This is a genomic window from Roseburia hominis A2-183 (genome assembly GCF_000225345.1).
GTDB lineage: Bacteria > Bacillota > Clostridia > Lachnospirales > Lachnospiraceae > Roseburia > Roseburia hominis.
The window spans coordinates 1219876-1244707 of the sequence record NC_015977.1; the positions used below are offsets into that span (position 1 = coordinate 1219876).

22 protein-coding genes and 3 pseudogenes are annotated in these 24832 nt (G+C 47.0%); 21 read left to right on the top strand and 4 right to left on the bottom strand.

Going from position 1 to position 24832, the window contains the following annotated elements; genetic code table 11:
- Positions 1 to 18: 18 nt before the first annotated feature.
- The 7 genes from RHOM_RS05500 to holA all read left to right on the top strand — a co-directional run bounded on the left by RHOM_RS05500 (position 19) and on the right by holA (position 9043).
- Positions 19 to 1206 carry a sugar ABC transporter substrate-binding protein gene (locus tag RHOM_RS05500; RefSeq protein WP_014079285.1) on the top strand — a complete coding sequence of 396 codons (1188 nt, stop codon included), beginning with the start codon at positions 19 to 21 and terminating at the stop codon, positions 1204 to 1206.
- 87 nt (positions 1207 to 1293) lie between these two features.
- A complete protein-coding gene (locus RHOM_RS05505) occupies positions 1294 to 2103 on the top strand; it encodes a helix-hairpin-helix domain-containing protein (RefSeq protein WP_081467958.1) in 810 nt (269 codons plus the stop codon).
- Entirely contained in the window at positions 2104 to 2796 is a 693-nt protein-coding gene (locus RHOM_RS05510) for a response regulator transcription factor (protein ID WP_014079287.1), read from the top strand.
- Between the two features lie 12 nt (positions 2797 to 2808).
- A complete protein-coding gene (locus tag RHOM_RS05515; protein WP_014079288.1) occupies positions 2809 to 4254 on the top strand; it encodes a sensor histidine kinase in 1446 nt (481 codons plus the stop codon).
- A 14-nt stretch (positions 4255 to 4268) separates the two neighbouring features.
- Positions 4269 to 5255: a GerMN domain-containing protein gene (locus RHOM_RS05520; RefSeq protein ID WP_014079289.1), complete on the top strand. Its 987-nt coding sequence runs from the start codon at positions 4269 to 4271 to the stop codon at positions 5253 to 5255.
- Positions 5256 to 5267: 12 nt separating this feature from the next.
- Positions 5268 to 7730, top strand: coding sequence for a DNA internalization-related competence protein ComEC/Rec2 (locus tag RHOM_RS05525; RefSeq protein WP_014079290.1), 2463 nt, complete (start codon positions 5268 to 5270; stop codon positions 7728 to 7730).
- A 281-nt stretch (positions 7731 to 8011) separates the two neighbouring features.
- Positions 8012 to 9043, top strand: a complete 1032-nt coding sequence (gene holA / locus RHOM_RS05535) for a DNA polymerase III subunit delta (protein ID WP_014079291.1) — start codon at positions 8012 to 8014, stop codon at positions 9041 to 9043.
- Positions 9044 to 9120: 77 nt separating this feature from the next.
- On the opposite strand, the gene rpsT is transcribed toward holA, so the two are convergent.
- Positions 9121 to 9384 carry a 30S ribosomal protein S20 gene (rpsT, locus tag RHOM_RS05540; RefSeq protein WP_014079292.1) on the bottom strand — a complete coding sequence of 88 codons (264 nt, stop codon included), beginning with the start codon at positions 9382 to 9384 and terminating at the stop codon, positions 9121 to 9123.
- A gap of 263 nt (positions 9385 to 9647) precedes the next feature.
- Here rpsT and gpr point away from each other — a divergent pair, with 263 nt between their 5' ends.
- The 5 genes and pseudogenes from gpr to RHOM_RS05565 all read left to right on the top strand — a co-directional run bounded on the left by gpr (position 9648) and on the right by RHOM_RS05565 (position 14197).
- On the top strand, positions 9648 to 10610 hold the full coding sequence (gene gpr, locus RHOM_RS05545) for a GPR endopeptidase (protein ID WP_081468034.1): 963 nt from the start codon (positions 9648 to 9650) through the stop codon (positions 10608 to 10610).
- Between the two features lie 50 nt (positions 10611 to 10660).
- Positions 10661 to 12046 (top strand): stage II sporulation protein P, encoded by a 1386-nt coding sequence (locus RHOM_RS05550; RefSeq protein WP_044024621.1) that lies wholly within the window; start codon positions 10661 to 10663, stop codon positions 12044 to 12046.
- A 106-nt stretch (positions 12047 to 12152) separates the two neighbouring features.
- Positions 12153 to 12716: a phosphatase PAP2 family protein gene (locus tag RHOM_RS05555; protein WP_014079295.1), complete on the top strand. Its 564-nt coding sequence runs from the start codon at positions 12153 to 12155 to the stop codon at positions 12714 to 12716.
- Positions 12698 to 12820 (top strand): annotated as a pseudogene (locus tag RHOM_RS05560) (LysR family transcriptional regulator); the annotation flags it as partial. The gene RHOM_RS05555 and the pseudogene RHOM_RS05560, both read left to right, overlap by 19 nt.
- Positions 12821 to 12979: 159 nt before the next feature.
- Positions 12980 to 14197, top strand: a complete 1218-nt coding sequence (locus tag RHOM_RS05565) for an IS256 family transposase (RefSeq protein WP_169312224.1) — start codon at positions 12980 to 12982, stop codon at positions 14195 to 14197.
- A gap of 168 nt (positions 14198 to 14365) precedes the next feature.
- On the opposite strand, the gene RHOM_RS05570 is transcribed toward RHOM_RS05565, so the two are convergent.
- Positions 14366 to 14680, bottom strand: coding sequence for a winged helix-turn-helix transcriptional regulator (locus tag RHOM_RS05570; protein ID WP_014079298.1), 315 nt, complete (start codon positions 14678 to 14680; stop codon positions 14366 to 14368).
- Positions 14681 to 14809: 129 nt separating this feature from the next.
- Here RHOM_RS05570 and RHOM_RS05575 point away from each other — a divergent pair, with 129 nt between their 5' ends.
- The 8 genes from RHOM_RS05575 to RHOM_RS05605 all read left to right on the top strand — a co-directional run bounded on the left by RHOM_RS05575 (position 14810) and on the right by RHOM_RS05605 (position 21289).
- Positions 14810 to 15319 carry a nitroreductase family protein gene (locus RHOM_RS05575; RefSeq protein WP_014079299.1) on the top strand — a complete coding sequence of 170 codons (510 nt, stop codon included), beginning with the start codon at positions 14810 to 14812 and terminating at the stop codon, positions 15317 to 15319.
- Positions 15320 to 15474: 155 nt separating this feature from the next.
- Positions 15475 to 16188, top strand: coding sequence for a LytR/AlgR family response regulator transcription factor (locus tag RHOM_RS05580; RefSeq protein ID WP_014079300.1), 714 nt, complete (start codon positions 15475 to 15477; stop codon positions 16186 to 16188).
- On the top strand, positions 16185 to 17555 hold the full coding sequence (locus RHOM_RS05585; protein WP_014079301.1) for a GHKL domain-containing protein: 1371 nt from the start codon (positions 16185 to 16187) through the stop codon (positions 17553 to 17555). Before RHOM_RS05580 ends, RHOM_RS05585 begins: the two co-directional genes overlap by 4 nt.
- A gap of 409 nt (positions 17556 to 17964) precedes the next feature.
- Entirely contained in the window at positions 17965 to 18762 is a 798-nt protein-coding gene (locus RHOM_RS05590) for a FlxA-like family protein (protein ID WP_014079303.1), read from the top strand.
- Between the two features lie 21 nt (positions 18763 to 18783).
- Positions 18784 to 19539: a hypothetical protein gene (locus RHOM_RS05595; protein WP_014079304.1), complete on the top strand. Its 756-nt coding sequence runs from the start codon at positions 18784 to 18786 to the stop codon at positions 19537 to 19539.
- Positions 19540 to 19710: 171 nt separating this feature from the next.
- Positions 19711 to 20337, top strand: coding sequence for a DUF6033 family protein (locus tag RHOM_RS05600; protein ID WP_014079305.1), 627 nt, complete (start codon positions 19711 to 19713; stop codon positions 20335 to 20337).
- A 166-nt stretch (positions 20338 to 20503) separates the two neighbouring features.
- Positions 20504 to 20647 carry a hypothetical protein gene (locus RHOM_RS17900; RefSeq protein WP_242823163.1) on the top strand — a complete coding sequence of 48 codons (144 nt, stop codon included), beginning with the start codon at positions 20504 to 20506 and terminating at the stop codon, positions 20645 to 20647.
- Positions 20648 to 20764: 117 nt separating this feature from the next.
- Entirely contained in the window at positions 20765 to 21289 is a 525-nt protein-coding gene (locus tag RHOM_RS05605; protein WP_014079306.1) for a hypothetical protein, read from the top strand.
- A 394-nt stretch (positions 21290 to 21683) separates the two neighbouring features.
- Here the strand turns inward: RHOM_RS05605 and RHOM_RS18285 are convergent.
- A pseudogene (locus RHOM_RS18285) lies at positions 21684 to 21833 on the bottom strand (IS110 family transposase); the annotation flags it as partial.
- 307 nt (positions 21834 to 22140) lie between these two features.
- Positions 22141 to 23989 (bottom strand): annotated as a pseudogene (gene asnB / locus RHOM_RS05615) (asparagine synthase (glutamine-hydrolyzing)).
- Between the two features lie 169 nt (positions 23990 to 24158).
- On the opposite strand from asnB, the gene RHOM_RS05620 reads away from it, so the two are divergent.
- Complete coding sequence (locus RHOM_RS05620; protein WP_014079310.1) at positions 24159 to 24830, top strand: YoaK family protein; 672 nt, start codon at positions 24159 to 24161, stop codon at positions 24828 to 24830.
- The last annotated feature ends 2 nt before the right edge of the window (positions 24831 to 24832 follow it).

Genomic DNA, 24832 nt, shown 5'->3' on the forward strand with positions numbered 1-24832 from the left:
ACGGATTAGGGAAATAAAATGAAACGATTATACAAAAGACTGACGGTGGCAGGACTTGTCGTTGTGCTTGGAATGACAGGAATGGCTGTTATGAATACAGCTGGATGCGGCAGCAGTGGGGAGGGTGTGTCCTCCACGGAGACGGGAGAAACGGCGGCGGATGAAGCTTACCGGAGCGCACCGGCAGACCTTACGCTGTGGTATGCGGATGACAGCTATGCAGACTTTTTTACCGAGGCGGCTGTGCGCTATTACGCTAAGACCGGGAAAAAAGTAGCCGTGCAGTATCAGGATACCATTGATTATCTTGGAACTATTTACGATAAGACCATGCAGGATGATGCATTTCCGGATGTGTACCTCTTACCGGGGGATAATCTGGAGGAAGCATACCTCTATGGTCTTGTTTCCGTGAATCAGACGGATCCGTCGGAAAACGGCGTGTTGGAAAAGGCAGTCGAGGCGGCGACCTACGAAGAGCGCGTGCTCGGGTATCCGCTGTCCTACGATGCGTGCGTGTTTATTTACCAGACGGATTATTTTACCGAGGCGCCGGCATCACTGCAGGCAATCATCGATTATTCCAATGAGAACGAGCCGGCAGAGAATGTGGAATATCTGCTGGAGTGGGATGTCAAGGATGCGTTCTATGATTTCCCGTTTGTCGGCAACAGCGTCACGTTCGCAAAGAGAGGATCGGACGAATTGGATGTCACCTACGATGATACGCTCTATCAGCTGGATCTGGAGTATTTTGACACGATATTGGCATCTTTTTCCATTGATGCGGATCAGGTGTCCGAACAGCATATCGTGAACAATTTCCGGGAAGGGCGGACTCTTTCGGCAATCCTGGATACTGATACACTCTGGCAGCTGGACGGATATGACTATGGGCTGATGCAGATGCCGGAGTTAAGCGATACGCTCTCGGCGGCGACATGTGCGTCTACCGATATGATAGTGGTCAATGATTATACAAAAGACAGTGCAGCGGCGGCAGATTTTGCACAGTTTGTGACAGTCGGCATGGCGGACGAATTGCATGGATTGTCGGGACATTACTCCGTGATTCCGTCAGAGACGCCGGATACCGTGGAGCAGACGGCGTTGGACGCGTATGAGGGGGCAGTTTTAATGCCGGATTCCAAGGATGCCAAAAATTTCTGGGTAACATTGGAAGAAACAATTTTGAAATATTTCTGAAACACTCTTGTCACGGCTGTAAAATTTCGTTAGAATATGAATATCGGGCATTGAGGACTCCTTTTATATAGAAGAAGGAGAATGCTTATGATACGAACATGGAAGAAGATAGGGGCTGGCATGATTCTGTGCATTTTTATGGCGGGATGTGGCAGTCAGAACGAGGTTTATCTGGAGACGGAAGTCTCGCAGGATACCGGGAATGTGCAGGAGACGGAAGAAACGGAGGCTGGGGAGCGTCTGGATATACTGGACGTTTCCGGCGGGGAGCAGACGGGAAGTGTGGATCTGCCGGAGGTTTCCGGTGAGGAATGGGCGGCTGAGGCAGCTCTTGCACCGGAGACGACGGAAGATGCTGATAAGGCAGACCGTGCGTCGGGAAAATGTTATGTCTATGTCTGCGGAGAGGTGGCAGAGCCGGGCGTGTACGTGTTAGAGCCCGGAGACCGCATCTATGAGGCGGTCGAGATGGCGGGCGGCATGACAGAGGATGCCGGGATGTGTGCAGTCAATCTTGCGGAGAGCGTGTACGACGGACTCATGGTGTATATTCCTGACAGCGAAGAAGCGGCCGGGATGACGGGCAGTATGACTTCTGCGGGCGGCAGTGCAGTTTCTGCGGGAGGAAGTGTGACTTCTGCGGACAGCAGTGTCAGGAACGGTGAGGGAACTTCGGGAGGGACGGCATCGTCTCCGGAAGACGGACGTCTGAATCTCAACACGGCGTCGCTGGCAGAGCTTATGACGCTTTCCGGGATCGGACAGACCAAGGCGAAGGCGGTTGTAAACTACCGGGATGCGCACGGAGGATTTTCTTCCGTTGAAGAGATTATGAATGTAGATGGAATCAAAGAGGGATTGTATAATCGGATCAGAGATCAGATAAAGGTGAAATAAATGGCGAAAAAAGTTCTTGTGGTGGATGATGAAAAGTTAATCGTAAAGGGAATCCGTTTCAGTCTGGAGCAGGACGGCATGGAAGTGGATTGCGCCTACGACGGTAAGGAAGCGCTTAAGATGGCGACAGAGAATGCATACGACATGATTCTGCTGGATATTATGCTGCCGAAGATGGACGGATTCGAGGTGTGCCAGCATATCCGCGAGTTTTCCAATATGCCGATTGTCATGCTCACAGCCAAGGGCGATGACATGGATAAGATTCTTGGACTGGAGTACGGCGCGGATGACTATATCACAAAGCCGTTCAACATTCTGGAAGTGAAGGCGAGAATCAAAGCCATCATGAGAAGAACTGCCGCATCGCAGTCCAGGAAAGAAGAATCCAAGGTGATCGAGGCGGGAGACTTAAAGCTGGACTGCGAGAGCAGAAGGCTGTTTATTCTCGGCAGGGAGGTCAATCTCACTGCAAAGGAGTTCGACCTTTTAGAACTGCTCGTGAATAATCCCAACAAGGTATATGGAAGAGAGAATCTTTTGAATCTTGTATGGGGCTATGAGTATCCGGGGGATGTCAGAACGGTGGATGTGCATGTGCGGCGTCTTCGGGAGAAGATCGAGAGCAATCCGAGCGAACCGAAATACGTTCACACAAAGTGGGGCGTCGGGTACTATTATTCACAGAATTAACGGGTGTACACAATGTCTAAATTTAAAAAATTAACCGATTTTCTCAAAAGTCTTAAGTGCAGACTGATTCTTCTCTGCATTCTGATCGGAATTGTACCGAGCGTCCTGCTGCGTGCCGGGATGCTCGGCTCTTATGAAAATCGTGCGGTGTCGATCCGCACGAGTGAGATTCTAAGCCAGGCGAAGATTCTCGCCAATCAGATCGTTTCCAATGATTATCTGAATAATGCGGAGAGTGAGTCTGCGATCAACGTGCAGTTAGAGCAGCTGTCAACGATCTATGACGGGCGTGTCATGATTATCGATGAGGAGTTCCATATCATAAAGGATACCTACAATCTTGACACCGGAAAGACGATTATTTCCGAGGAAGTGATCAAGAGTATCCAGGGGGAGGAAATCAGCAAATATGATTCCCAGAACCGTTACATTGAAATGACGATTCCGTTGGTGCATGTGGACCCGGAGACGGAGAACAAGCGGACGATCGGTGTGATTATGGTGAGCGTTTCGACCGACAGCATCAATCTGAATCTGGAATATCTGGCGCGCAATACGCTTGTCATGGAACTGATTGCGATCGTGGCGATCATCTTTGCGGGAACGTTTATCGCGATTCATCTTGTGGCGCCGTTCCATGCCATGGCAAAGTCGATCGAGGAGATTCAGACGGGATATGGGGATGACGCATTAAAGATTAACGCTTACACCGAGACCAGGCAGATCTGTGAAAAGTTCAATAAGATGTTGGGGCGCATGAAGGTGTTGGATGATTCGAGACAGGAATTTGTGTCCAATGTCTCGCATGAGCTGAAAACGCCGCTGACTTCCATGAAGGTGCTGGCGGATTCCATCAACAGCATGGAGGACGCACCGGTGGAGCTGTATCAGGAATTCATGTCGGATATCGGCAACGAGGTGGACCGTGAGACGAAGATCATCAATGATCTGCTGTCTCTGGTAAAGATGGATAAGTCTGCGGGAGATTTAAACATCACGAATGTCAACATCAACGAACTGTTAGAGCAGATTTTAAAGCGCTTAAAGCCGATTGCGGAAAAGCAGAATATCGAGCTGGTGTTGGAGAGTTTCCGACCGGTCAGTGCGGATGTGGATGAGGTAAAGATTACGCTTGCCTTTACCAACCTGATCGAAAATGCAGTCAAATATAACCGCCCGGACGGATGGGTACATGTCTCTTTGAATGCCGATCACCAGTATTTTTATCTGAAAGTGGAGGATTGCGGAATCGGTATTCCGGAGGAGTCGTTAGAGCATATTTATGAGCGTTTTTACCGTGTGGACAAGTCTCATTCCAGGGAGATTGGCGGAACGGGACTTGGACTTGCCATTACGAGGAGCGCGGTTCTGATGCACCGCGGAGCCATCAAGGTGTTCAGTACCGTGGGAGAGGGAACGATTTTCAACGTCAGAATTCCGCTGAATTATATTTCTTAGATAAGGGAGAGTCTATGAGCCGAGAAGCTTATCGATGGAGAAAAAAGTTAATATGTCTGGGACTGGCATGTCTGATGTTCCTGTCAGGCTCGCTCGCGGCGTGTGGCAGGCAGACGGAGCAGAGTGCCTATCATATCGAATATCTGAATAAGGACAAGAACCGTCTGGTGGAAGAACCTTATGAGCCTTCGGCAACCGATACCGACGGAATGATCAAGGAGTTCCTTGCGAAACTGAGTTCGGATTCGGACAATGTGGATTACCGGAAGCCGATTCCAAATGATGTGGAAATCACGAATTATTCACTGGACGGTGTGCTTTTAACCCTGCATTTTGATGAGGATTACAGCAAAATGAGTGCTGTCGATGAGGTACTGTGCCGAGCGGCGGTTGTCCGGACGATGACACAGATCGACGGGGTGGACTGCGTGGCATTTTACATTGGAGACGCACCGCTTACGGATGCGAAGGGGAATCTTGTCGGTACCATGAATCAGGACAGCTTTATCGAAAATCCGGGAGAGCAGATCAATTCCATTCAGAATACAACACTCACGCTGTATTTTTCCAATCTGGACGGGGACGGTCTGGTCAAGGAAGTGCGCGAGGATGTCTACTACAGCAGCAATATTTCCATGGAAAAACTGATTATGGAGCAGCTTTTAGACGGTCCGAAGACCAAGGATGCAAAGTCTGCGATTCCGGAGGGAACCAAGCTTGTCTCTGTGTCGGTGGTGGACGGCGTCTGCTACGTCAGCCTGGATGAAGCGTTCAAGAATCAGGATTACAAAGTAAACGAGGCAATCGTTATCTATTCGATCGTGGATTCCCTGTCGGAGCTTTCCACGATCAGCAAGGTTCAGATTTCCGTCAACGGCGATACGAGCGGAGTCTACCGCGACAATTTCCCGCTCGCGGATATGTATGACCGCAATATGGATTATGTCACGGGGGCAGAGAGCGCCTTTTCGGAAACGGAGGAACCTACCGAAACGGATTAAAGGGGGAAGTGTGTGACAAAACGGCCTTTGTGTCTTGGCGCAGCGGGCGTTCTGTCGGGGATTCTTGCGGCGGCATACGGCTGGAGCGTATTCGCGCGGGCATTGCTAGCCTGCGGCGTCCTGGCCTGCGGAATTCTTGGCGGCATTTTTGCTGACGGGTACCGTCCGGGCGACGGGATTTCCCCGTCGGAAAGAAAGAGAACGGCTTTTGGCGCCGGAGTTTTTTTGCTGATGTTTGCTCTTGGAAGCGGAAGATATTTGGAGGCGGAGGAGAGCAGGCAGGCGTATCTGGGAGAACTGCAGGATGGCATGTATGTGACCGTACAGGGACAGCTTGCGGGAAAACAGGTACAGAAAAATCGATATGTCTATGAATTAACGTCCTGTATGTTTCGGACGGATTCATCAAATTTCTTACAGGCAGAACCGGTATCGTGCGGTGGGGTTCTGATCTATTCTGATTCCGATGATTGTTCCATCGGAGATATTCTCATATATCACGGAGAGATTACATTATGGAAGCGGGCATCAAATGAGGGTGCGTTTGATGCGAAGGCTTATTATTTTGCGCGCGGATTTGATTTTGCGATGGAAGGTTCGGCACTTGATAGAAAGGTGTGTGCAAAGAGGCAGACGGCGGAAGCCCTCTGGCAGCTTGGCCAGCGGATTAAAGAGGTCTACCTTAAGACGATGGGCGAGCGCGATGCGGGGATACTGGCGACGATGGTCGTCGGCGATAGGGAGTTTTTGGATGCAGAGACGAAGAGACTCTACCAGATCGGGGGATTGTCGCACATTCTGGCGATTTCCGGACTTCATATCTCTGTGATCGGGATGGCGCTCTACCGGATGTTAAAGAAAGCGGGACTGCCGTTTGGCATGGCTGCCCTTGCAGCGGCAGGAGTGATGTACGGATACGGCGGGATGGCTGGATGGGGCGTTTCCGTGAGACGCGCGGTTCTCATGTTCCTGCTGTTTCTGGGAGCACAGGTCATCGGGAGGAGCTATGATACATTTTGTGCGCTCGCATTTGCCGCAGTGGCGCTTCTCTGGAAAAATCCCTGCCTGTTCTGGGACGCCGGATTCCGCTTTTCCTTTGTTGCAATCCTTGGCGTCGTGTGGGTCGGTCAGAGCATCTCTTATGAGAAAAAAGGGATGGGAGCGCTGCGCGGAAAAATCTTTGCGGCATCAGCGGTCTGGTTTACGACACTGCCGCTTGTGGCATGGTATTTTTATGAGATTCCGGTCTATGCGGTTTTCGTCAACCTGCTCATGCTACCGATGATGGGGGTGCTGCTCGGATTCGGAGCGGCAGGCGGAATGGTGGGACTCCTGTCGCTTCCATTGGCAAAAGGGATGCTTTTTCCATGCAGAATTCTGCTCTTTATGGGGAAGCATATATGTGCGCTTGCCGGTATGCTTCCGGGCGCCATGTGGATTGTCGGAAGACCGCAGCGCTGGCAGATCGCGGTATATTATGCGTTTCTGGGAGTTGGAACATGCTTATTGCACCGGCAGAGAGAGCAAAGGGAAAGAGAAAAGGAACACGGCAGGAGGGCAGAGCAAAAGAATGGAGGACATCCGGGCGTTTTCCTTGCCGCACTATTGCTGCTTGCCGTATTGGGAGTTTCGCGGAGCGGGGAGGCGGAACTGGATATGCTGGATGTCGGGCAGGGGGACGCCTGCTATCTGCAGACGAAGGAGGGGTACCACCTGTTTGTGGACGGAGGAAGTTCCAATGTCGGAAAGGTGGGCACTTATCGGATTCTGCCGTTTCTAAAGTACAAAGGGGTCAAAAAGATTGACTGCTGGGTGGTGTCTCATACCGATGAAGACCACATCAGCGGACTGCGGGAGATACTGTCGTCGGGATATCCCGTGGAGTATCTGGCAGTGGCGGAACAGATGCCGCGGGATGAAAACTGGGAGGAACTGGAAGCGTTGGCAGAGGATGCGGGAACAAAAGTGGTGTGGCTGAGGCGGGGCGACATCTGGCATTTTGGAAACGCAACGTTTACGGCACTGCATCCCGGTGAATCTGAGGACGCGTTTGGGGGTCAGTCTGTGGACAAAAACGAGGAGTCGCTGGTGCTTTTTTATCAGGAGGATGACTTTGCCGGTGTCTTTACCGGAGATATCGGAGCGACGCAGGAAGAGGAGATTCTGACCTGGCTGCAGAAGACAAAAACGGGAGCTGACGTGCAGAAAATCGATTTTTATAAGGCGGCGCATCACGGATCGCGCTATTCCAATTCCACCGGGTTTCTGGAGGCGCTGGCACCGGAGATCGCACTGGTGTCGTGCAGCAGAACAAACCGGTACGGACACCCCTCCAAGGAGGCTGTCGGGCATATGCAGCAGGCGGGGAGCCAGGTGTATTATACGATGGAAAGCGGCAGACTGTGCGTCAAAAAGACGGACGGACAAGCCGTCTGTCAGGGGTATCTGGAGGAAAAAGAACAGTGGTGGCAGTGAGGGAAGTTTGCGGCACTGGTAAAGGTATGATATAATGTGCGTAAGCAATGAGCAGTGCCATAAGGAGAAAATATCCGATGCAGTGCTTGCACAATGCATCGGATATTTTTGACGAATGATAGGGCGAATGCCCGTCAGTCCAAGAAATCAGGGATTTCTTGGACGTGCACTGCGAGATCAGCAGAACGCGCTACGCCCGGACTTTTGCCGGAGCATAATATGTATATGATGCCGGAGCGGCTGAAACTATTTAAGACAGGAAGAACAGGACAGAAACTTTTATGAAAACAATTGACGAAGATATCAGATCCGGAAATTTAAAACAGATCTATTTATTATATGGAACGGAAGATTATTTGAAACGCCAGTACCGGGACAAGTTAAAGAATGCGCTCACTGCGGCGGGAGAGGATTCCGGGATGGGCGGCATGCTGTCGGGCGGAGACGGCGATATGAATTTTAACCGCTTCGAGGGAAAGGACATCAACCCGAAGCAGGTTATTGATCTTGCGGAGACCCTTCCGTTTTTTGCGGAGCGCAGAGTCATTCTTATCGAGAACAGCGGTTTTTTCAAAAATGCCTGCGATGAACTGGCGGAGTATCTGGCACAGCCCGCTGCAAGCACCTATTTCGTGTTTGTGGAGGAGGAAGTGGACAAGCGTTCCAGGATGTACAAGGCAGTGAAGAACGCCGGAAAAATAGTGGAATTCGCCACCCAGACGGAAGAACTGATTACGCGCTGGGTGCTGGCGCGCCTGAAAAAAGAGGGAAAGAATATTACGGGATCGGTGATGCAGCTTTTTTTGAGTAAGACGGGATCGGATATGGGCAATATCGACCGGGAACTGGAAAAGCTGATCTGTTATACCATGGACAAAAGTGTCATTGAGGCTGCGGATGTGGAAGCGATTGCGACAGAGCAGACGACGAACCGCATTTTTGAGATGGTCAATGCGATCGCGGAACACAACCAGCGCAGGGCGCTCGATCTGTATTATGACCTTCTGACACTCAAGGAACCGCCGATGCGTATCATGTATCTGATTACCAGACAGTTCCAGATTCTGCTTCATCTGCGGGATATGGCGGGCAAGGGATTTGACAATCAGACGATGGCACAGAAGGCGGGGATTCCGCCGTTTGCCGTAAAGCGGAATCTCACCCAGGCGCGCGGTTTTGGCGCAGGGCAGTTGAGACAGGCGTTGGAGGACGGTGTGGCGCTGGAGGAAGCGGTAAAGACGGGACGGATGAACGATCAGATGGCAGTGGAGCTGTTTATCATCCGCTACAGTGCGGCAAAGCAGAAAAAATAAAAAAACACCAGTATGACGGTACTGGTGTTTTTCATACGGTTGGGTTAGGACCGTATGTTAAGATCTATTCTCTGGAATTAAGCCAGCGTGTTAACAAGCTTTGTTAAACGGGAAACTTTTCTACCAGCGTTGTTCTTGTGATATACGCCCTTGGAAGAAGCGCTCTCAATTGTGGAAATAGCTACTGTAAGGGCAGCCTTAGCAGCTTCCTTATCGTTAGCAGCAACAGCAGCCTCAACTTTCTTGATTGCTGTCTTTACTTCACTTCTGATAGATTTGTTTCTTGCAGCTCTTGTCTCTGTTACTAAAATTCTCTTCTTAGCAGATTTAATGTTAGCCAATCTGTACACCTCCAATTTGTTATGATTATGATTCTAACTGGTAACGGCACATGCAGTGCATCGTTACAATGAAATGTACATCGAAGCCGGACACGGACAGTTCAATGTAAACATACTATGATAGTATAGGCTCTTTTGAGTGACCTGTCAAGAGAAAATGCTGAAATTTGTCAGAAAAATTTGCGGATAACTTTTTTTTTCTGTGGCAGACTAGACAGAAAGAAATGTCCTGTCTGCAGGAATACAAAAAAATGGAGGAGACTATGTATCAGATACGCACCGATCTTGCATTGGAGACACAGGAAAAAATGCAGGAAGATCATGTGGAACTTAAGGGAGTCCGTTTCCTGGAGGAAAAACTCAGCCCGAACCTGACGGTCAGCACGGTTGTGATCGAGACGGAGAACGGGGCAAAGACAATGGGAAAACCCAAGGGAACATACATCACCATCGAGGCGGCAGATATGGATGAGGAGGACAAGGACTACCACAGAGAGGTATCCGAACAGCTTGCGCGGGTGATCAGACAGCTTGTGCGGTTACAAAAGGAGAGCCTCTCGGTGCTGATTGCCGGACTTGGGAATCGTGAGGTGACGCCAGATGCACTGGGACCTGGAGTGGTGGACAATCTGTTTATCACGCGGCATGTTGTGAAAGAGTATGGAAAATATGCATTTGGCAAACAGACGGTGAACCGGATCAGCAGCATTGTGCCGGGCGTGATGGCGCAGACCGGCATGGAGACGCAGGAGATCATTCACAGCATTGTAAAGGAGACAAAGCCGGATCTGGTGGTCGCGGTGGATGCGCTGGCAGCGAGGAGCACGAAACGGCTGAACCGTACGATCCAGGTGACGGATACCGGTATCAATCCGGGAAGCGGAGTGGGAAATCACAGACATGCGCTGGATGAAAAAAGTCTTGGCGTTCCGGTCATTTCCATTGGCGTACCGACCGTGGTCGATGCCGCGACAATCGTGAACGATACGATGTACAATCTGGTTACCGCGCTCACACAGAGCCAGGCGTTTGCAGCGATGGGAAATTCATTAGAAAAATTAAATGATGCGGAAAAATATGAACTCATCCGCGAACTGCTGTCGCCGAATTTAAATGCCATGTTTGTGACGCCGAAGGATATTGACGAGTCGGTCAAGAGACTCTGCTACACCATCTCGGAAGGGCTGAATCTCGCTTTTGCGGGCGGGTGCCTGCATGCGCTTTAAGGAGGGCAGATTGGCGGCATAAAAGAAATTGCCGGTGCATAAAGTAAATTATGCATGTTTATCGATACCAGTATAAAAATTATAATAGAAGTCATGATAAGAGAAAAAAGCGGAGACGAATCCTTCCGGTAACCATACTGATTGTGGCGGCGGCAGTGATATTATCCGGCGGCGTAAGACTGGAACCGGGAGAACTGGGGTTTTTGCTGCAGGAGGAGATCATGGGATTTTTCCTGCCGCAGGCTTGCGGGCAGGCGCAGGGGACGGCGGAGCTTACGATTGCAGACCGGCTTCTCGCGCACTTTTTTTTGCTCCCGGAAGAGAGTGGTGTATCTGCCGATTATCAGACGCAGGTGGAGAGTGACTGGTCCTACGAGGCTATTCTGGCGCGGGAGGCGGCGGACGAGAACTATGTGGATGCGGCGACGGGGGAAGTCATCATGACGCAGGAGGCGGCGGAGCAAAGCAGTACAAGCATGCGGGAGGGAGAGACGAAGGAGCAGACGCAGGGAACCGTACCGGAAGCTGCGGAGGGACAGCAGGCGGAAGCACAGACGGCACAGGCGGAAGCACAGATGGAACAGCAGGCGGAGACACAGGCGGCACAGGCGGCACAGACACAGACAGCACAGGCGGCACAGATACAGACGGCATTGGCTACAGAAAAGGTGGTGGTATATCCGCGGGAAAAACTGAATGATTTTGACTATCTGATTCAGAATTTTTATCAGGTGGACAGCACAACGACAATCAACAGCAGCCAGCTGAATGCCGATGCACTGCTGGGAAAAGATCTGCGCCTGTCACACGATGCATCGACGCCGCAGATCCTGATCTATCACACGCACTCGCAGGAGGGCTACGCAGATTCTGTTCCGGGGGATGCATCGACGTCGGTGGTCGGTGTCGGGGATTACCTGACAAAGCTTTTGACAGAGCAGTATGGATTCAATGTGATTCACCACAAGGGAGAATACGATGTGGGGGACAGGGATCACGCCTATTCCAAGGCAGGACCGGGGCTTGAGGCGGTGCTTGCGGAAAATCCCGGGGTGGAGGTTGTCATTGATCTGCACCGCGACGGCGTGGCGGAGAGTACAAGACTGGTTACGCAGGTCAACGGAATACAGATGGCGCAGGTCATGTTTTTTAACGGGCTGAGCAGGACGACGGCGATGGGGGATATTGATTACCTCTACAATCCTTATATTGCGGATAATCTGGCAATCTCGTTTCAGATGCAGCTAAAGGCGGCGGAGTATTATCCGGGATTTACCCGAAGGATCTACCTGAAGGGGTACCGCTACAATATGCACTACTGTCCGAAAACACTGCTGATTGAGGTGGGAGCGCAGACCAATACGGTGAGTGAGGCGATGAATGCGATGGTGCCTTTGGCAGATCTTTTGAATAAGGTGCTGACCGCACAGAGATAGCACGTCCGGTGATGGCGCAAGGCACAAAAAGAAACGCACTTGTAAGCGGCGCAGACGGGTGCTATAATAAGAATCCTCAAAAGAGAAAAAGAGGGGATACATAACAATGGAACAATTTTTGATTGACTGGGAAGGACCGGTGCTTCTGTGGATTCAGGAGCATATGCGGAATGATTTCCTCACGCCGGTACTCACGTTTCTCACACATCTGGGCGACCACGGTTATTTTTGGATTGCGCTGACGATTCTGTTCCTTCTGCTGCGGAAGACCAGGAAGGTCGGCGGATTGATGACCTGTTCACTGCTGCTCAATACGCTTGTGAACAACGTACTGCTGAAGAATCTGGTGGCGAGGACGAGACCCTACGAGGTCGTGGATGGGCTGCACAGGATCATAGAGGCGCAGAGCGATTACTCGTTCCCATCCGGGCATACGGGGAGTGCATTTGCGGTGGCAGTCGTCGTATTTCTCATGGGTCCGAGGAAGATCGGCGTTCCGGTGCTGGTGTTTGCGTTTGTGATTGCATTCTCAAGACTGTATGTCGGCGTACATTTTCCGACGGACGTACTGGGAGGAGCGCTGATCGGAGCGGTAATCGCATATCTGGTCTGTGCCGTCTACCGGAGAAAAACCGGGCAGAAGGGATCAATATGGAACTTCGAGCGCTGAATGACTTCCTTGCGATCGCGCGGGAGGAGAATATTACACGGGCGGCGGAGCAGCTTCATGTCACCCCGCCGATGTTATCCCGGCAAAGCGCCGATTTGGAAGAAGTGCCAGAAGTTCAAGCTGTGTTATAGAATGACAGGATGCATGTGTATATGGGAGCATCCCAAAGTTTGTGTAAACCTCCAAACTGATGTAAGATAAAATTACTCAGTTTGGAGGTTATTTTTATGGCAAGAAGAAAAGACAGCCCACAAAAAGCAGCAATGCGAGAAATGATGCGTGATTATCTGAAGAATAATGATATCAGCATCAAAGACGGCACCGATGTAAACAGTATCATGCGTGACATGATGTCTGTTCTTCTGGAAGGTGCTTTGGATGAGGAATTGGATGAGGAATTAGGTTATTCCAAGTATGACTATCGAAACAAAGAAACAGATAACAGTCGGAATGGGCATTCTAGCAAAACTATGCACACAAGCTATGGAGATATGGATGTAGCTACTCCAAGAGATCGTAACGGTGAGTATGAGCCTCAGCTAATCAAAAAATATCAGAATACTGTGACTCAGGACATGGAAGAAAAAATCCTTTCCATGTATGCAAAGGGAATGACTACCGGAGATATCGAATCTCACATGCGGGAACTGTATGATATTGATATTTCTGACAGTACCATCAGCCGGATTACGGATAAAATCCTTCCAATTGTAAAAGAATGGAAGGAACGTCCGTTGGAAGAAGTGTACGCTGTCGTATTTATGGATGCTATCCACTATCATGTCCGAAGTGAAGGACGCATTGTAAAACGTGCAGTCTACATTGCTCTTGGCATCGATATGAACGGAAAAAAGGACGTTCTTGGTATGTATGTTGGAGAAAACGAAAGCGCCAAGTTCTGGCTCTCCATCATGAATGGACTAAAGAACCGCGGAGTTGAGGATATCCTGATTGCATGTGTGGATGGACTAAATGGATTTCCACAAGCAATTGAAGCTGTTTATCCAAAAACAGAAATCCAGCAGTGTATCATTCATCAGATCCGTAATTCAACGAAGTTTGTTTCCTACAAAGATATCAAAAAACTGATGGCTGATCTGAAGCTTGTATATGCAGCTCCAACGGAAGAAACGGCATTAAATGAATTGGAATTATTCAAAGATAAATGGGATTCCAAGTACCCCAAGATCTATAAATCCTGGCATGATAACTGGGCTACATTATCCACATATTTCAAGTACCCGGAGGCAGTAAGGCGGCTGATTTATACCACCAATGCGATTGAAGGCTTCAACCGTCAGCTTCGGAAAGTAACCAAAAGCAAGACCGTTTTTCCATCGGATGACAGCCTTTTAAAAATGCTGTATCTTGCGACTATGGATATCACCAAGAAATGGACAGGACACCGGCAGGACTGGGGACAGATCCATTCCCAGCTTGAGATCTATTTTGAAGAACGTCTGGCTGGACGAAACCTGTAAAACAAGCTTGTTTTAGGCAGGTCTTATTGCCATGCCCAAAAACTCCTGTATAATGCAGATATGGGCAGAACCTGGAAAATCGGCTCTGCCCATTTGCAACTATTCACAAATCTTATATCAGCTTTTGTAGTTTACACAAAACTTGAAACGGTCTCTTGCAGTGGGTTCTTAATCATCAGGCATAAATTGCTGTCCCCATTCGCACATAGAGTCCAATAAAGGAATCAGTGTCTTGCCCAATTCACTTAAGCTGTATTCTGTTTTGGGAGGAATGACAGGATATATTTTTTTGATGATTAAGTTATCACTTTCAAGCTCGCGTAACTGTTGGGCAAGCATTTTGTCTGTGATAGCTGGGATTTTTTTCCGAATCTGGTTATACCGCAATGTGTCGCTACCAAGATGATATAAGATTACGGCTTTATATTTGCCTCCAATTTTTGAGATTGTTGCGTCAACAGGACAATTATATACATTTTGCATTTTATGTTTTACACTTTCTTTTTGGTTAGTATATTACAAAAAAGTACGTTCTTGTCTTTTTTATATCGAATCCATTATAATCAAATTGTCTAGACAATACAATCATAATTTTAAGGAGATTTTACAGAAATGAGTATTTTAGATATTGCTAAGCGGCGTTTTTCAGTAAGAAGCTATCTGGATAAAGAAATTTCACAGGAAACATTGGAGACAATTTTGAAAGCAGCTCATGTAGCACCAACCGCAGCAAATATGCAGCCTGTGAGACTATTGATCGTAAAAAGTGATGAAGCGAAGGAAAAACTGGCAAAGGCAGCTAACATTTATAATGCGCCAGTTGCAATCATCGTGTGTGCAGACACGAATAAAGCATGGACGCGCCCATTTGATGGAATGAAAACAACAGATATAGATGCGTCAATTATTACCGATCATATGATGCTTACAGCTACAGAGCAGGGTTTGGGTTCTGTCTGGATTTGTTATTTTAAACCAGATGTGATAAAAGAGGAATTTCATCTTCCGTCGGGACTTGAACCAATCAATATATTGGCGCTTGGTTATACAGAGGAGAAAGCAGATGCAAATAGACATGAATCCCAGCGTATACCAATGAATGAGTTTGCTTCATTTCTTTAATATTGCAGACATGATTAGAAGACAGGGCAGTGAACCAATAATGGGTTGCTGCCCTTTTCACAACAAAAAAAAGTCATTTCACAACAACTGTGTCAGAGACCATCTGTTTGTCCGATATAATAAATATATTTATCAGACAAAAAGGAAGTGACAATATGCGAATTGCTATCTGCGATGATGAAGTATCTATGGTTCAGATATTGGAGGAAAAAATAAAAAAGTTATTGCCGGATGCGGTTATAGAGAAATATTTATCGGGTGAGAAACTGATTGCAAGTGGCTGTAAGCCGGATGTTCTATTTCTGGATATTCAGATGCCGGGAATGGATGGAATGGAAACGGCAAAGATGCTTCGGCAGGACAATGAGGATATGATACTCATTTTTGTGACAGCAGCAGAGGAGTATGTTTTTCAGGCATTTGATGTCGGAGCATTTCATTATCTGGTGAAGCCATTTTACGATGAAAAATTGAAAGAGGTTGTGACAAAGGCAGTCCATGCCGTAAAAAGGAGTTCCAGACTTGAAAAAGACGAAAAATATATCATGGTACAGACCGCCGGAAGCCATATAAAAATTTTCCTGCGTGATATTGTGTATGCTGAGGTGTTTAACCGGAAAGTTATTATCCATACACGAAATACGGATATTGAATACTACGGAAAGCTGCAGGATTTGCAGAATATGGCTGGGGAAGATTTCTTCCGAACACACAGAGCATACCTTGTACATTTTAAATATGTAGAAAAATATGATGCAACTTGTGTGACTATGAAAAATGGAACTGCATTGATTGCAAAACAGAACTATCCGGAGTTTGTCAGGAGGTATCTGAAATACAACCAGAGGAAAGGAAATGAAGTCAGATGAGTTTCGTGGAAAGATGCTGGATGATCACATCGAAGTTTTCTGTTATTGCAATTTTGATTTTTACAGGAATCTGTTTTGGTGTTTTTGTATACCCATATATGAAAAAGAAAAGGGAAGCTGCTCTGGTCAGTATTGTTTATATTGGAATTATGTCTGTGCTGTATCTGATACCGCAGCGGATTGGCAATTTTTCTGCATATTTGATGGGAGTTGTGGCTGCATTTCTTGTGATGTATGTACAGGACAGACGAAACATCTATCAGAAACTATTTCTTGCAGTGACATTCTTTTCTATCCGTTGGCTTGCGGTTGCAATGGCAGGCAGACTGGATGATTTTATCACAAAAGCTCTGGTTTTTGGGAATACGATTGCCGGAAGACAATGGCTGCAATATGGACTTTATGCTGGAACAAGAATTCTGGATATTGTGCTCTGCATCGTTTTCCTTGCAGTCGCAATCGGTCTGATCAATAAAGCCTATGTATACAAAAAAGATGAGATGAGCGGCAAAGAGCTGGTAATGCTCATCATGCCTTCTCTCGTAGGTGTAACAGGATATGGTATTCTGCAATATTATCTGAATATTTATGAAAAGGATACAGGAAAGAGCCTGATTGATACGTATGGATTTTATGGAGCTTTAAGCTTCGTGCATTATTTTATCTCTATCATAGCAATTCTTGTTATGACAATCATGTTTCAAAACTGGAAGGTGGCACAGGAAGAACAGACAGGGCAGGAACTGGTATTAAATCAGGTCAGTGATATGAAAAAGCATATCGGGGAAGTGGAAAAGCTGTATCAGGATATCCGCAGCCTGCGTCATGACATGGGGAATCATATACAGATACTGGAACATCTTGTGGCAGAGAACCATATGGATGATGCAGCAGAATATATGGAGCATTTGAAAAAGGAGTGGAATGAAATATCTCCTGAGATAAAAACGGGGAGTCCTGTCCTTGATGTGATTTTCATGGAAAAGTTAAGAGAAGCGAAGGAGAGGCAGATTCGTTTTACATCAGATTTTCATTATCCGAAGGATACGAAATTAAATGCATTTGATTTGAGCGTGATTTTGAACAATGCACTTAACAATTGTATGGAGAATGTTAGTGGTGAAAATCCTTATATCAGTATTACGTCTTTTCGGAAAAACAGTATTTTTATGATAACTATAAAAAACAGTTACGAGGGCACATTAAAATATAAGGAAAGCGATCTGCCGGAAACAAAGAAATCCGGGAAGGAGCATGGAATTGGACTGCATAATATCCGAAGGGTTGCAAGGATGTATCTGGGAGATATCTCTTTAGAGCAGGAGAATCAGGAAGTGGTTCTAAGTATTATGTTACAGGTAGAATAAAAAGAAGTAGTATTTCAGGAAAGGCACTAACAATAAGAAGTTAGTGCTTTTTATTTGCTTCACAACAAAAAAAGGGCGGTTCACAACATCGCTGTTTATTGTGAAGAAAGATGTGCCGAAGGAATCAGTAAAGAGAAATCATGTTGTACAGATTTTTAAGGAAACGGATTTCAGAATTTAAGTTCAAGGAGTCTAAATCCTCTCCTCACCAGTGGGTTCGGATTTTGCTCCGCAAAACAAGGAGTCTAAATCCTCTCCTCACCAGTGGGTTCGGATTTTGCTCCGCAAAACAAGGAGTCTAAATCCTCTCCTCACCAGTGGGTTCGGATTTTGCTCCGCAAAACAAGGAGTCTAAATCCTCTCCTCACCAGTGGGTTCGGATTTTGCTCCGCAAAACAAGGAGGATTAAATGAGAATTAATGGATTTAGTGGGACAAATATGCAGTCAGGGACAATGGGAATGGCACAGGGGAATGATTCTGTAAGTAAAAATATTCAGAATCAGATTGCAAATGCCAAACAGAAGCTACAGGACTTATCATCGAATGAAGAAATGTCATTAGAGGATAAGATGAAAAAGCGTCAGGAGATACAGCAGGAGATTAACAATCTCAATCAGCAGTTAAGACAGCACCAGATCGAGCAGAGAAAGGAACAGCAGAGTAAAAATTCGTCATCTATGGATGATATGGTGGCTGGAACAAATAACACTTCGAAAAAGAAAGGCACCGGATTGTCCAAGGCAAGTATGCAGGCAATGATCTCCGCAGATTCTTCCATGAAACAGGCAAAGGTGCAGGGCAGTATGGCAACACAGATAGAAGGACGTGCCAGTGTGCTTGAATCTGAAATCAAACAGGATGCCGGAAAAGGAAATACCGAGAAGAAGGAAGAAGAACTGGCAGAGCTTAAGGCAAAGGCACAGTCTGCGACAGCAGCACAGATGTCTACACTTGCTGATGCAAATAAATCAGTAGAAGAAGCTACAAAAGCGGATAACAGCAATACAGAAGGCACAGCAACAAAGAATAATACTGAAAAATCTGAGAAAACACAGAAAGCTACAGGAGCAGCAGAGGAGACAGACAGCGTAAAGAATACGGATATCAAAAGGGAAACACAGGTGACAGTAGAAACACCGACTCCGGAAAATGCACAGAATGCAACACAACAGGCAGTATATACACCGATTGATATTCGCTTATAGTTGGTAAAGGAGAATGGGATTATGTCAGAGATTAAGAGTTTTAGTGATTACACAAGTAAATATAACAGCAATGTAGATTATTCCGCATTATTTGGCGGAACTTCCGACAGTTCATCCGTAGGAAACACCAATATGCTTTCTGATTATGCTGCAATTAAAAACGGAAGCTATGGAAAACTTATGAAAGCATATTATGCAAAGCAGGATGCAGAAAAATTATCGGGGAAAGGCGATACTTCACAGAAGCTTACACTGATGAAAACAAGTGCGGATTCCCTGAAAAAATCAGCAGATGCACTAAACGATGCGTCACTCTGGGAAAAAAAGAAAATTAAAAAGAAGGATGAAAAGACCGGGGAAGAAACAGAGGTAGAGGATTATGACTGGGATGCAATTACCAAAAAAGTGAAAGCTTTTATTGATGATTATAATGACGTTGTTAAGGAGGCAGGAGAATCCAATACAAAAGATGTCCTCAGAAATGCTTCATGGATGACAGGCATGACAGACAAAACCAGTCATTTACTTTCTAAAATAGGTATTACCATAGGAAAGGGGAATAAGCTGGAGCTGGATGAAGATGCATTGAAGAAAGCAGATATCAGTTCATTGAAAACGGTTTTTACAGGTTACAATTCCTTTGCAGGCAAAACAGCCCAGAAAGCAGCTGGTATATCAAATGCTGCAAACCGCGCAAGTGTGACTTATACAAACAATGGTACATATTTGAAAACGGATTCCTCTCTAACGTCAGGTAAGATAGATAAGGAAGTATAATGGTTATTTCGACCAGAAAGCATGACGATTACAAAATCAGTGGGAAATATGTCTGCTGATTTTTTTATTACAAAAAAAAGGTCGGTTCGTTACATTTGAGTAGATAATAAATGAAGAAAGGGCGATATAAAAAACAGATAAATAAAATTTCAGGGAAAGGATAATAGGATAATGAAGATTCAAAATGATACAGGTGTTACCTATGCTGCAAACACGAATCGTTATAGCAACACACAAAATGCTGGCAGCAAAACGGGCAGAACATATAAGAATGCCCATGAATATAAGAACTATTTAACACAAAAATATGATTGCTTAAGAAGCAAAGATTATTCCGTAAATATAAACAGCTCTCTTTTGTCAGAGGTTATGGGAGATGAAAAGACAAAACAATGGCTGGAGTACAATTTATCGCTAATACCAAAAACAATAGAACAGTCAGAAGCTTATGTGGCAGCAAGAGGAGCAAAGATACTGAGTTATAGTATTACTATAAATGGATATGATAGCATGAGTTCTGTAATGTGTACTCAGGATGAGGCTGATCCAGGAACAGAAAAAGCAAGGAAAGAACTTGAAGAAAGACTTGAAAAAAGAAAAGCAGAAAAGAAAGAGACAGAAGAACGGCTGGAAAAACAGCGTGCCGAAAAACAGGAGCAGGAAGAACGGCAATATAATCTGAGAATAGATGGCAAAGATGTGGCAGATCTGACAGGAAAACTGGTGGAACTGCTAGGTACTTCAACATCTATAGGAGTGATGGAAAGCGGAACATCGTCATTTGATGCGTTGGCATAGAAGCGTTGAAAAGGAGCAATATTGATTTAGTTGTTGGAAGAAAAACACTGATAAAGTTCAGAAAGAAACTAGTCAGACAAAGTAAAAACAGATAGGAAGGTAAGATTATGGCAATCACAGGATCCCAACAACGGTATCTGTATCAAGTGCATTTTTAAAGAAGTGCATGAATGACCCAGAAAAAGCAAAATATTTGGAAGAAAATTTAGCGGCTATTCCGGATTGTGCCAAAAGTGCAGTTGCTGGTTGTCAGGGAACCTTGACAAATCTTAGTTATCAGATTGATGCAACACAAATTTACACGAAATAATCCAAGAACAGAAAGCGAAGGAGAAGCAGAAAAATTCATAGTATAATTGTGACACTTATGGTAAAATCGCATCAGATGTCGAAAGATATCTGATACGAAGAGAAAAGGACGAGAAATATGAACAAAAGTGTCAGTATTATTACGGATTTGGATGGTTCAAAAATAGCCCTTATTAATGATATAAGATTTAAGTCGAGGAAGGGGATAGATTGGAATGAAGTAGAGCAGTATCTGAAAGAATATATTGGAGAATACTTTGAAATATCCGAAACCTCAGAGAAAATATATATCGGTTCTGATTTTCCAGATGAGTTCAGTCATTCAAATGATACAAAGGGATTAAAAGGTGCTAATATGAAAGCGAAAGCAAACATTACGCCTGCTATTGGTGAACTTATCCAGATTGCTTCTGAAAAGGCACAGTATCCTGATTATAAGAATAAACATGGGGCAAAGGCACAATTTGGATGGTATCGTTATAATACAAGATTTGGAATACCGGTTTATGATGAAGATGGAAATCTGGAGCGTTATAACATTTTTTCAACAAGAATGCTTGTAAGATGTGATGCAGATGGAAAACTTTATCTATATGATTTGGTAAGAACAAAAAAAGAAACGAGCAAGCCGCATGAGCAATAGCTGTACGGTAGTAAACTTCGTTTCTTCCTAACACCTATAGTAAAGGTATATGTATTGTTTGTCAAGAAGAAAATCTTGAAAGGATGTGATTTCATGGCATACAGCCAGCAACTTTGGGACGAAGCAAAAAGAAAATGTAAGCTTGGGGAAGAAGAAATAAGAATGGCAAAAGAAATGAGGCTTAATCCCAAGAGCCACAAAAGGAAAAAATAACATTTAACTAAGCCGTTATGGAGAGTACATCTTCATGGCGGCTTTTTTTGTTGGCATTTGAAAGAAGGTGAGAAAATTGAAAATCAAAAAGGTTGATAAAGCAAAGAAGGGAATGTTCAGGCAGTATCGGGCAGCATTAAAGGAATCCAAGCAGTCCATTAAGACAAAAAATTCTTCCATTAAGATGAGCATTCGCAACTGTGTCTGCACTTGGAAACTCGGAAAGCAGGGCATAGACGGAAGCCATATGAAGTGTAGGAACGAGGTTTCCCAATTCGGGAAAAAGGATACAAACAAGTCTGGAAACGGAAGATTTCAGTTTTGCTCGTTCTCCAGCTAACGGAATATCCCACTGAAAAAGCGGTCGGCGAGGCGCAGCAGGAAAGCTGCCCCGACCGCTCTGCCAACAGCACTCCTTGCGGCAGGAGAGGATTGTGGCGATTCCGAAGTCAGTTCACGCGGAGCGCATCCAGCAGAATTTCAATGTGAATAATTTTGTTCTGTCTCCTGCGGATATGGTGCAGATTGGCTCCGATATCACTTCGGTTCCAGATTCACCGCCGGGCGGAAGAAAATCCACTGTAGTATCTGCTTTGCGCATATTAGGAGGACACGATTCTGGAGGCGTTTTCTTTTCCTTACACGGACAGATGATATTTTCCCATCCAGTCATTGAGCTGGATAAAATATGCCATAAGCTGGGGTCCCGCCATGAGCTGACCGAACCACGGTCTGCCAAGCTCCTTGGGAGCGGCGAGGAATGCCTTGGCTTTTTTTGGATCGATCAGCGGGTAGACCGGCGCGTTCGGATCGCTTATGATCCGGCGCAGGTGATCCGCGAGAAGCTTCTCGTAGCCCGGGTGGTAAGTCTTCGGGTACGGGCTTTTTTTTGCGGTGCAGCAGTTCTGCCGGAAGCAGATCCGCGCAGGCGTCGCGCAGCAGCGTTTTTTCCACGCCGTTCTGATACTTCATGCTCCACGGCACGTTGAAGACGTACTCCATGATGCGGTGGTCAGCAAAGGGAACGCGCGCTTCCAGACCGGAGTACATGCTGGTGCGGTCCATGCGGTCGAGGAGCGTCTGCATGAACCACTTGATATTCAGGTAGCCGACGGCACGCCTGCGGGCTTCCTCGGGCGATTCGCCGGGAAGCTTCGGGGAAGCACTTATAGTCTCTTCATAGCGGGCGCGCGAGTAACCGGCGAGATCCAGGCGGTCAGTCACGTCGCCGGACAGGAATGCGGCGCGCGCAGAGACATCGGCAGACCACGGAAAACCGTCACGGTTTAAAAGCTCCGGGCGGTAGAACCAGGGATAGCCGCCGAAGATTTCATCGGCACATTCTCCGGTCAGTGTGACTTTGTTGTGTCTGGCGACCAGAGAACAGAAGTAGAGCAGAGAGGCATCCACATCGGTCATGCCGGGAAGATCCCTGGCGTCGACCGCCGAAAAAAGTGCCTCATAAAGCGTGCTCTGGGAGCATTCCAGATAGGTGTGGTGCGTCTGGCAGTGGGCGAGCATGATGTTGACGTAGGGCAGATCGCGCTCGGGCTGAAAGGCGTTTGACTGGAAATATTTATCGTTTTCCGCAAAATCAAAAGAGAACGTATTTAGAGTCTGCCCGTCCTTTTGCATGCAGCCTGCGGCGATCGCGGTTACGATGGAAGAGTCGATGCCGCCGGAGAGAAAGGTGCAGACCGGGACGTCCGAGACCATCTGCCGCTTTACGGCATCGCGCACCAGATAAGAGACCATCTCCACCGTTTTTTCATAGGAATCGGTGTGCGGGGCGGCGGTAAGATCCCAGTAGCACACCTGCTTCGTGCCCTCCCGGGAGAAAATCTGATAATGACCGGGGAGAACCTCGTGCATGCCGGAAAAAATGCCGTTGCCGGGTGTGCGTGCCGGACCGATGGACAGAAGCTCCAACAGGCTGTTTTCATCGATGGTGGGCGTGATATCCGGGTGGCAGAAGAGCGCTTTTGGCTCGGAGCCAAAGACCAGTGTGCCGCCCGGGGTGCTGTAGAAGAGCGGTTTGGTACCGGCACGGTCACGGTACAAAAGCAGTTCACCGGTTCCGCCGTCCCAGATCGCAAAGGCAAAAATGCCGTTCAGGCGGCTGACAAAATCCCTCCCATAGTGCAGATAGGCGCAGAGAATGACTTCCGTGTCGGAAGTGGTGGAAAAAGTATACCCAGCGGCGAGAAGCGGCGGCAGCAGTTCGTCGGTGTTGTAGATCTCGCCATTGTAGACGATCGCGCAGGTGCGTTCCCCATCCTGCCGGATTATGGGCTGACTGCCGCCCGCAATATCGCGGATGCTGAGTCTGGCGTGGGAAAGCCCCACATGCGTGTCTAAATAGGTGCCGAAACTGTCGCTGCCGCGGTGGGCGAGCGCGTGATGCATGTCGGTGAGAATACGTTCCCAGAGGACGGGTTCCTTTTTAAAATTTTTAGAAAAGTCGCAGAAACCGGAGATTCCGCACATATAAAATACTCCTTTCATGGGAGAATGCGCCGGCAGGCTGCCGCACATTCAGATACTGGAATAGTGTATGCCGCGCAAACGGAAATTATGAGCCGGCAGAAAACGGGTACTTGCGCATCTCACGTAAACCGCTATAATAGAGAAGAATGTGAAAGGGTGAGAGATACTTATGAACGAGAAAAAGAACGAACTTCAGATGTCAGAGGCATTTCTGACCAGTATTTTTCTGGCGGTCTCCGGAGGATTTCAGGATGCCTATACCTATAATACGAGGGAGGAGGTCTTCTCCAATGCCCAGACCGGCAACGTGGTGCTGATGAGTCAGAATTTTATGGTGGGCAGATGGATGGACGGACTGCGCTATCTGTTCCCGTTGCTGGCGTTTGCGTTTGGCGTGTTTTTTGCGGAGCGCATACAGGGGCGTTTCAAATACGCGAAGCGGCTTCACTGGAGACAGGGAATTCTGCTGCTTGAGATTGTGATTTTATTTGCAGTGGGATTTATCCCGCAGGAATACAACATGGCGGCGACGGTGCTGGTGTCTTTTGCCTGCGCGATGCAGGTGCAGACGTTCCGCAAGGTAAATGGCTATTCCTATGCGAGCACGATGTGCATTGGCAATCTGCGGAGCGGCACGGCGGCATTTTCCATGTATCTGCGGGACAAGAGACCGGAACAGTTAAGACAGTCGCTCTACTATTTCGGAATCATTCTTTTCTTTGCGATCGGGGCGGGCATCGGCGGCAATCTGTCCATGCGCTACGGTATTCACATGATCTGGGTGTCGGTGGGATGTCTTCTGGTCAGCTTCTTTATGATGTTTTCTGAGCGGGTGAAATAAAA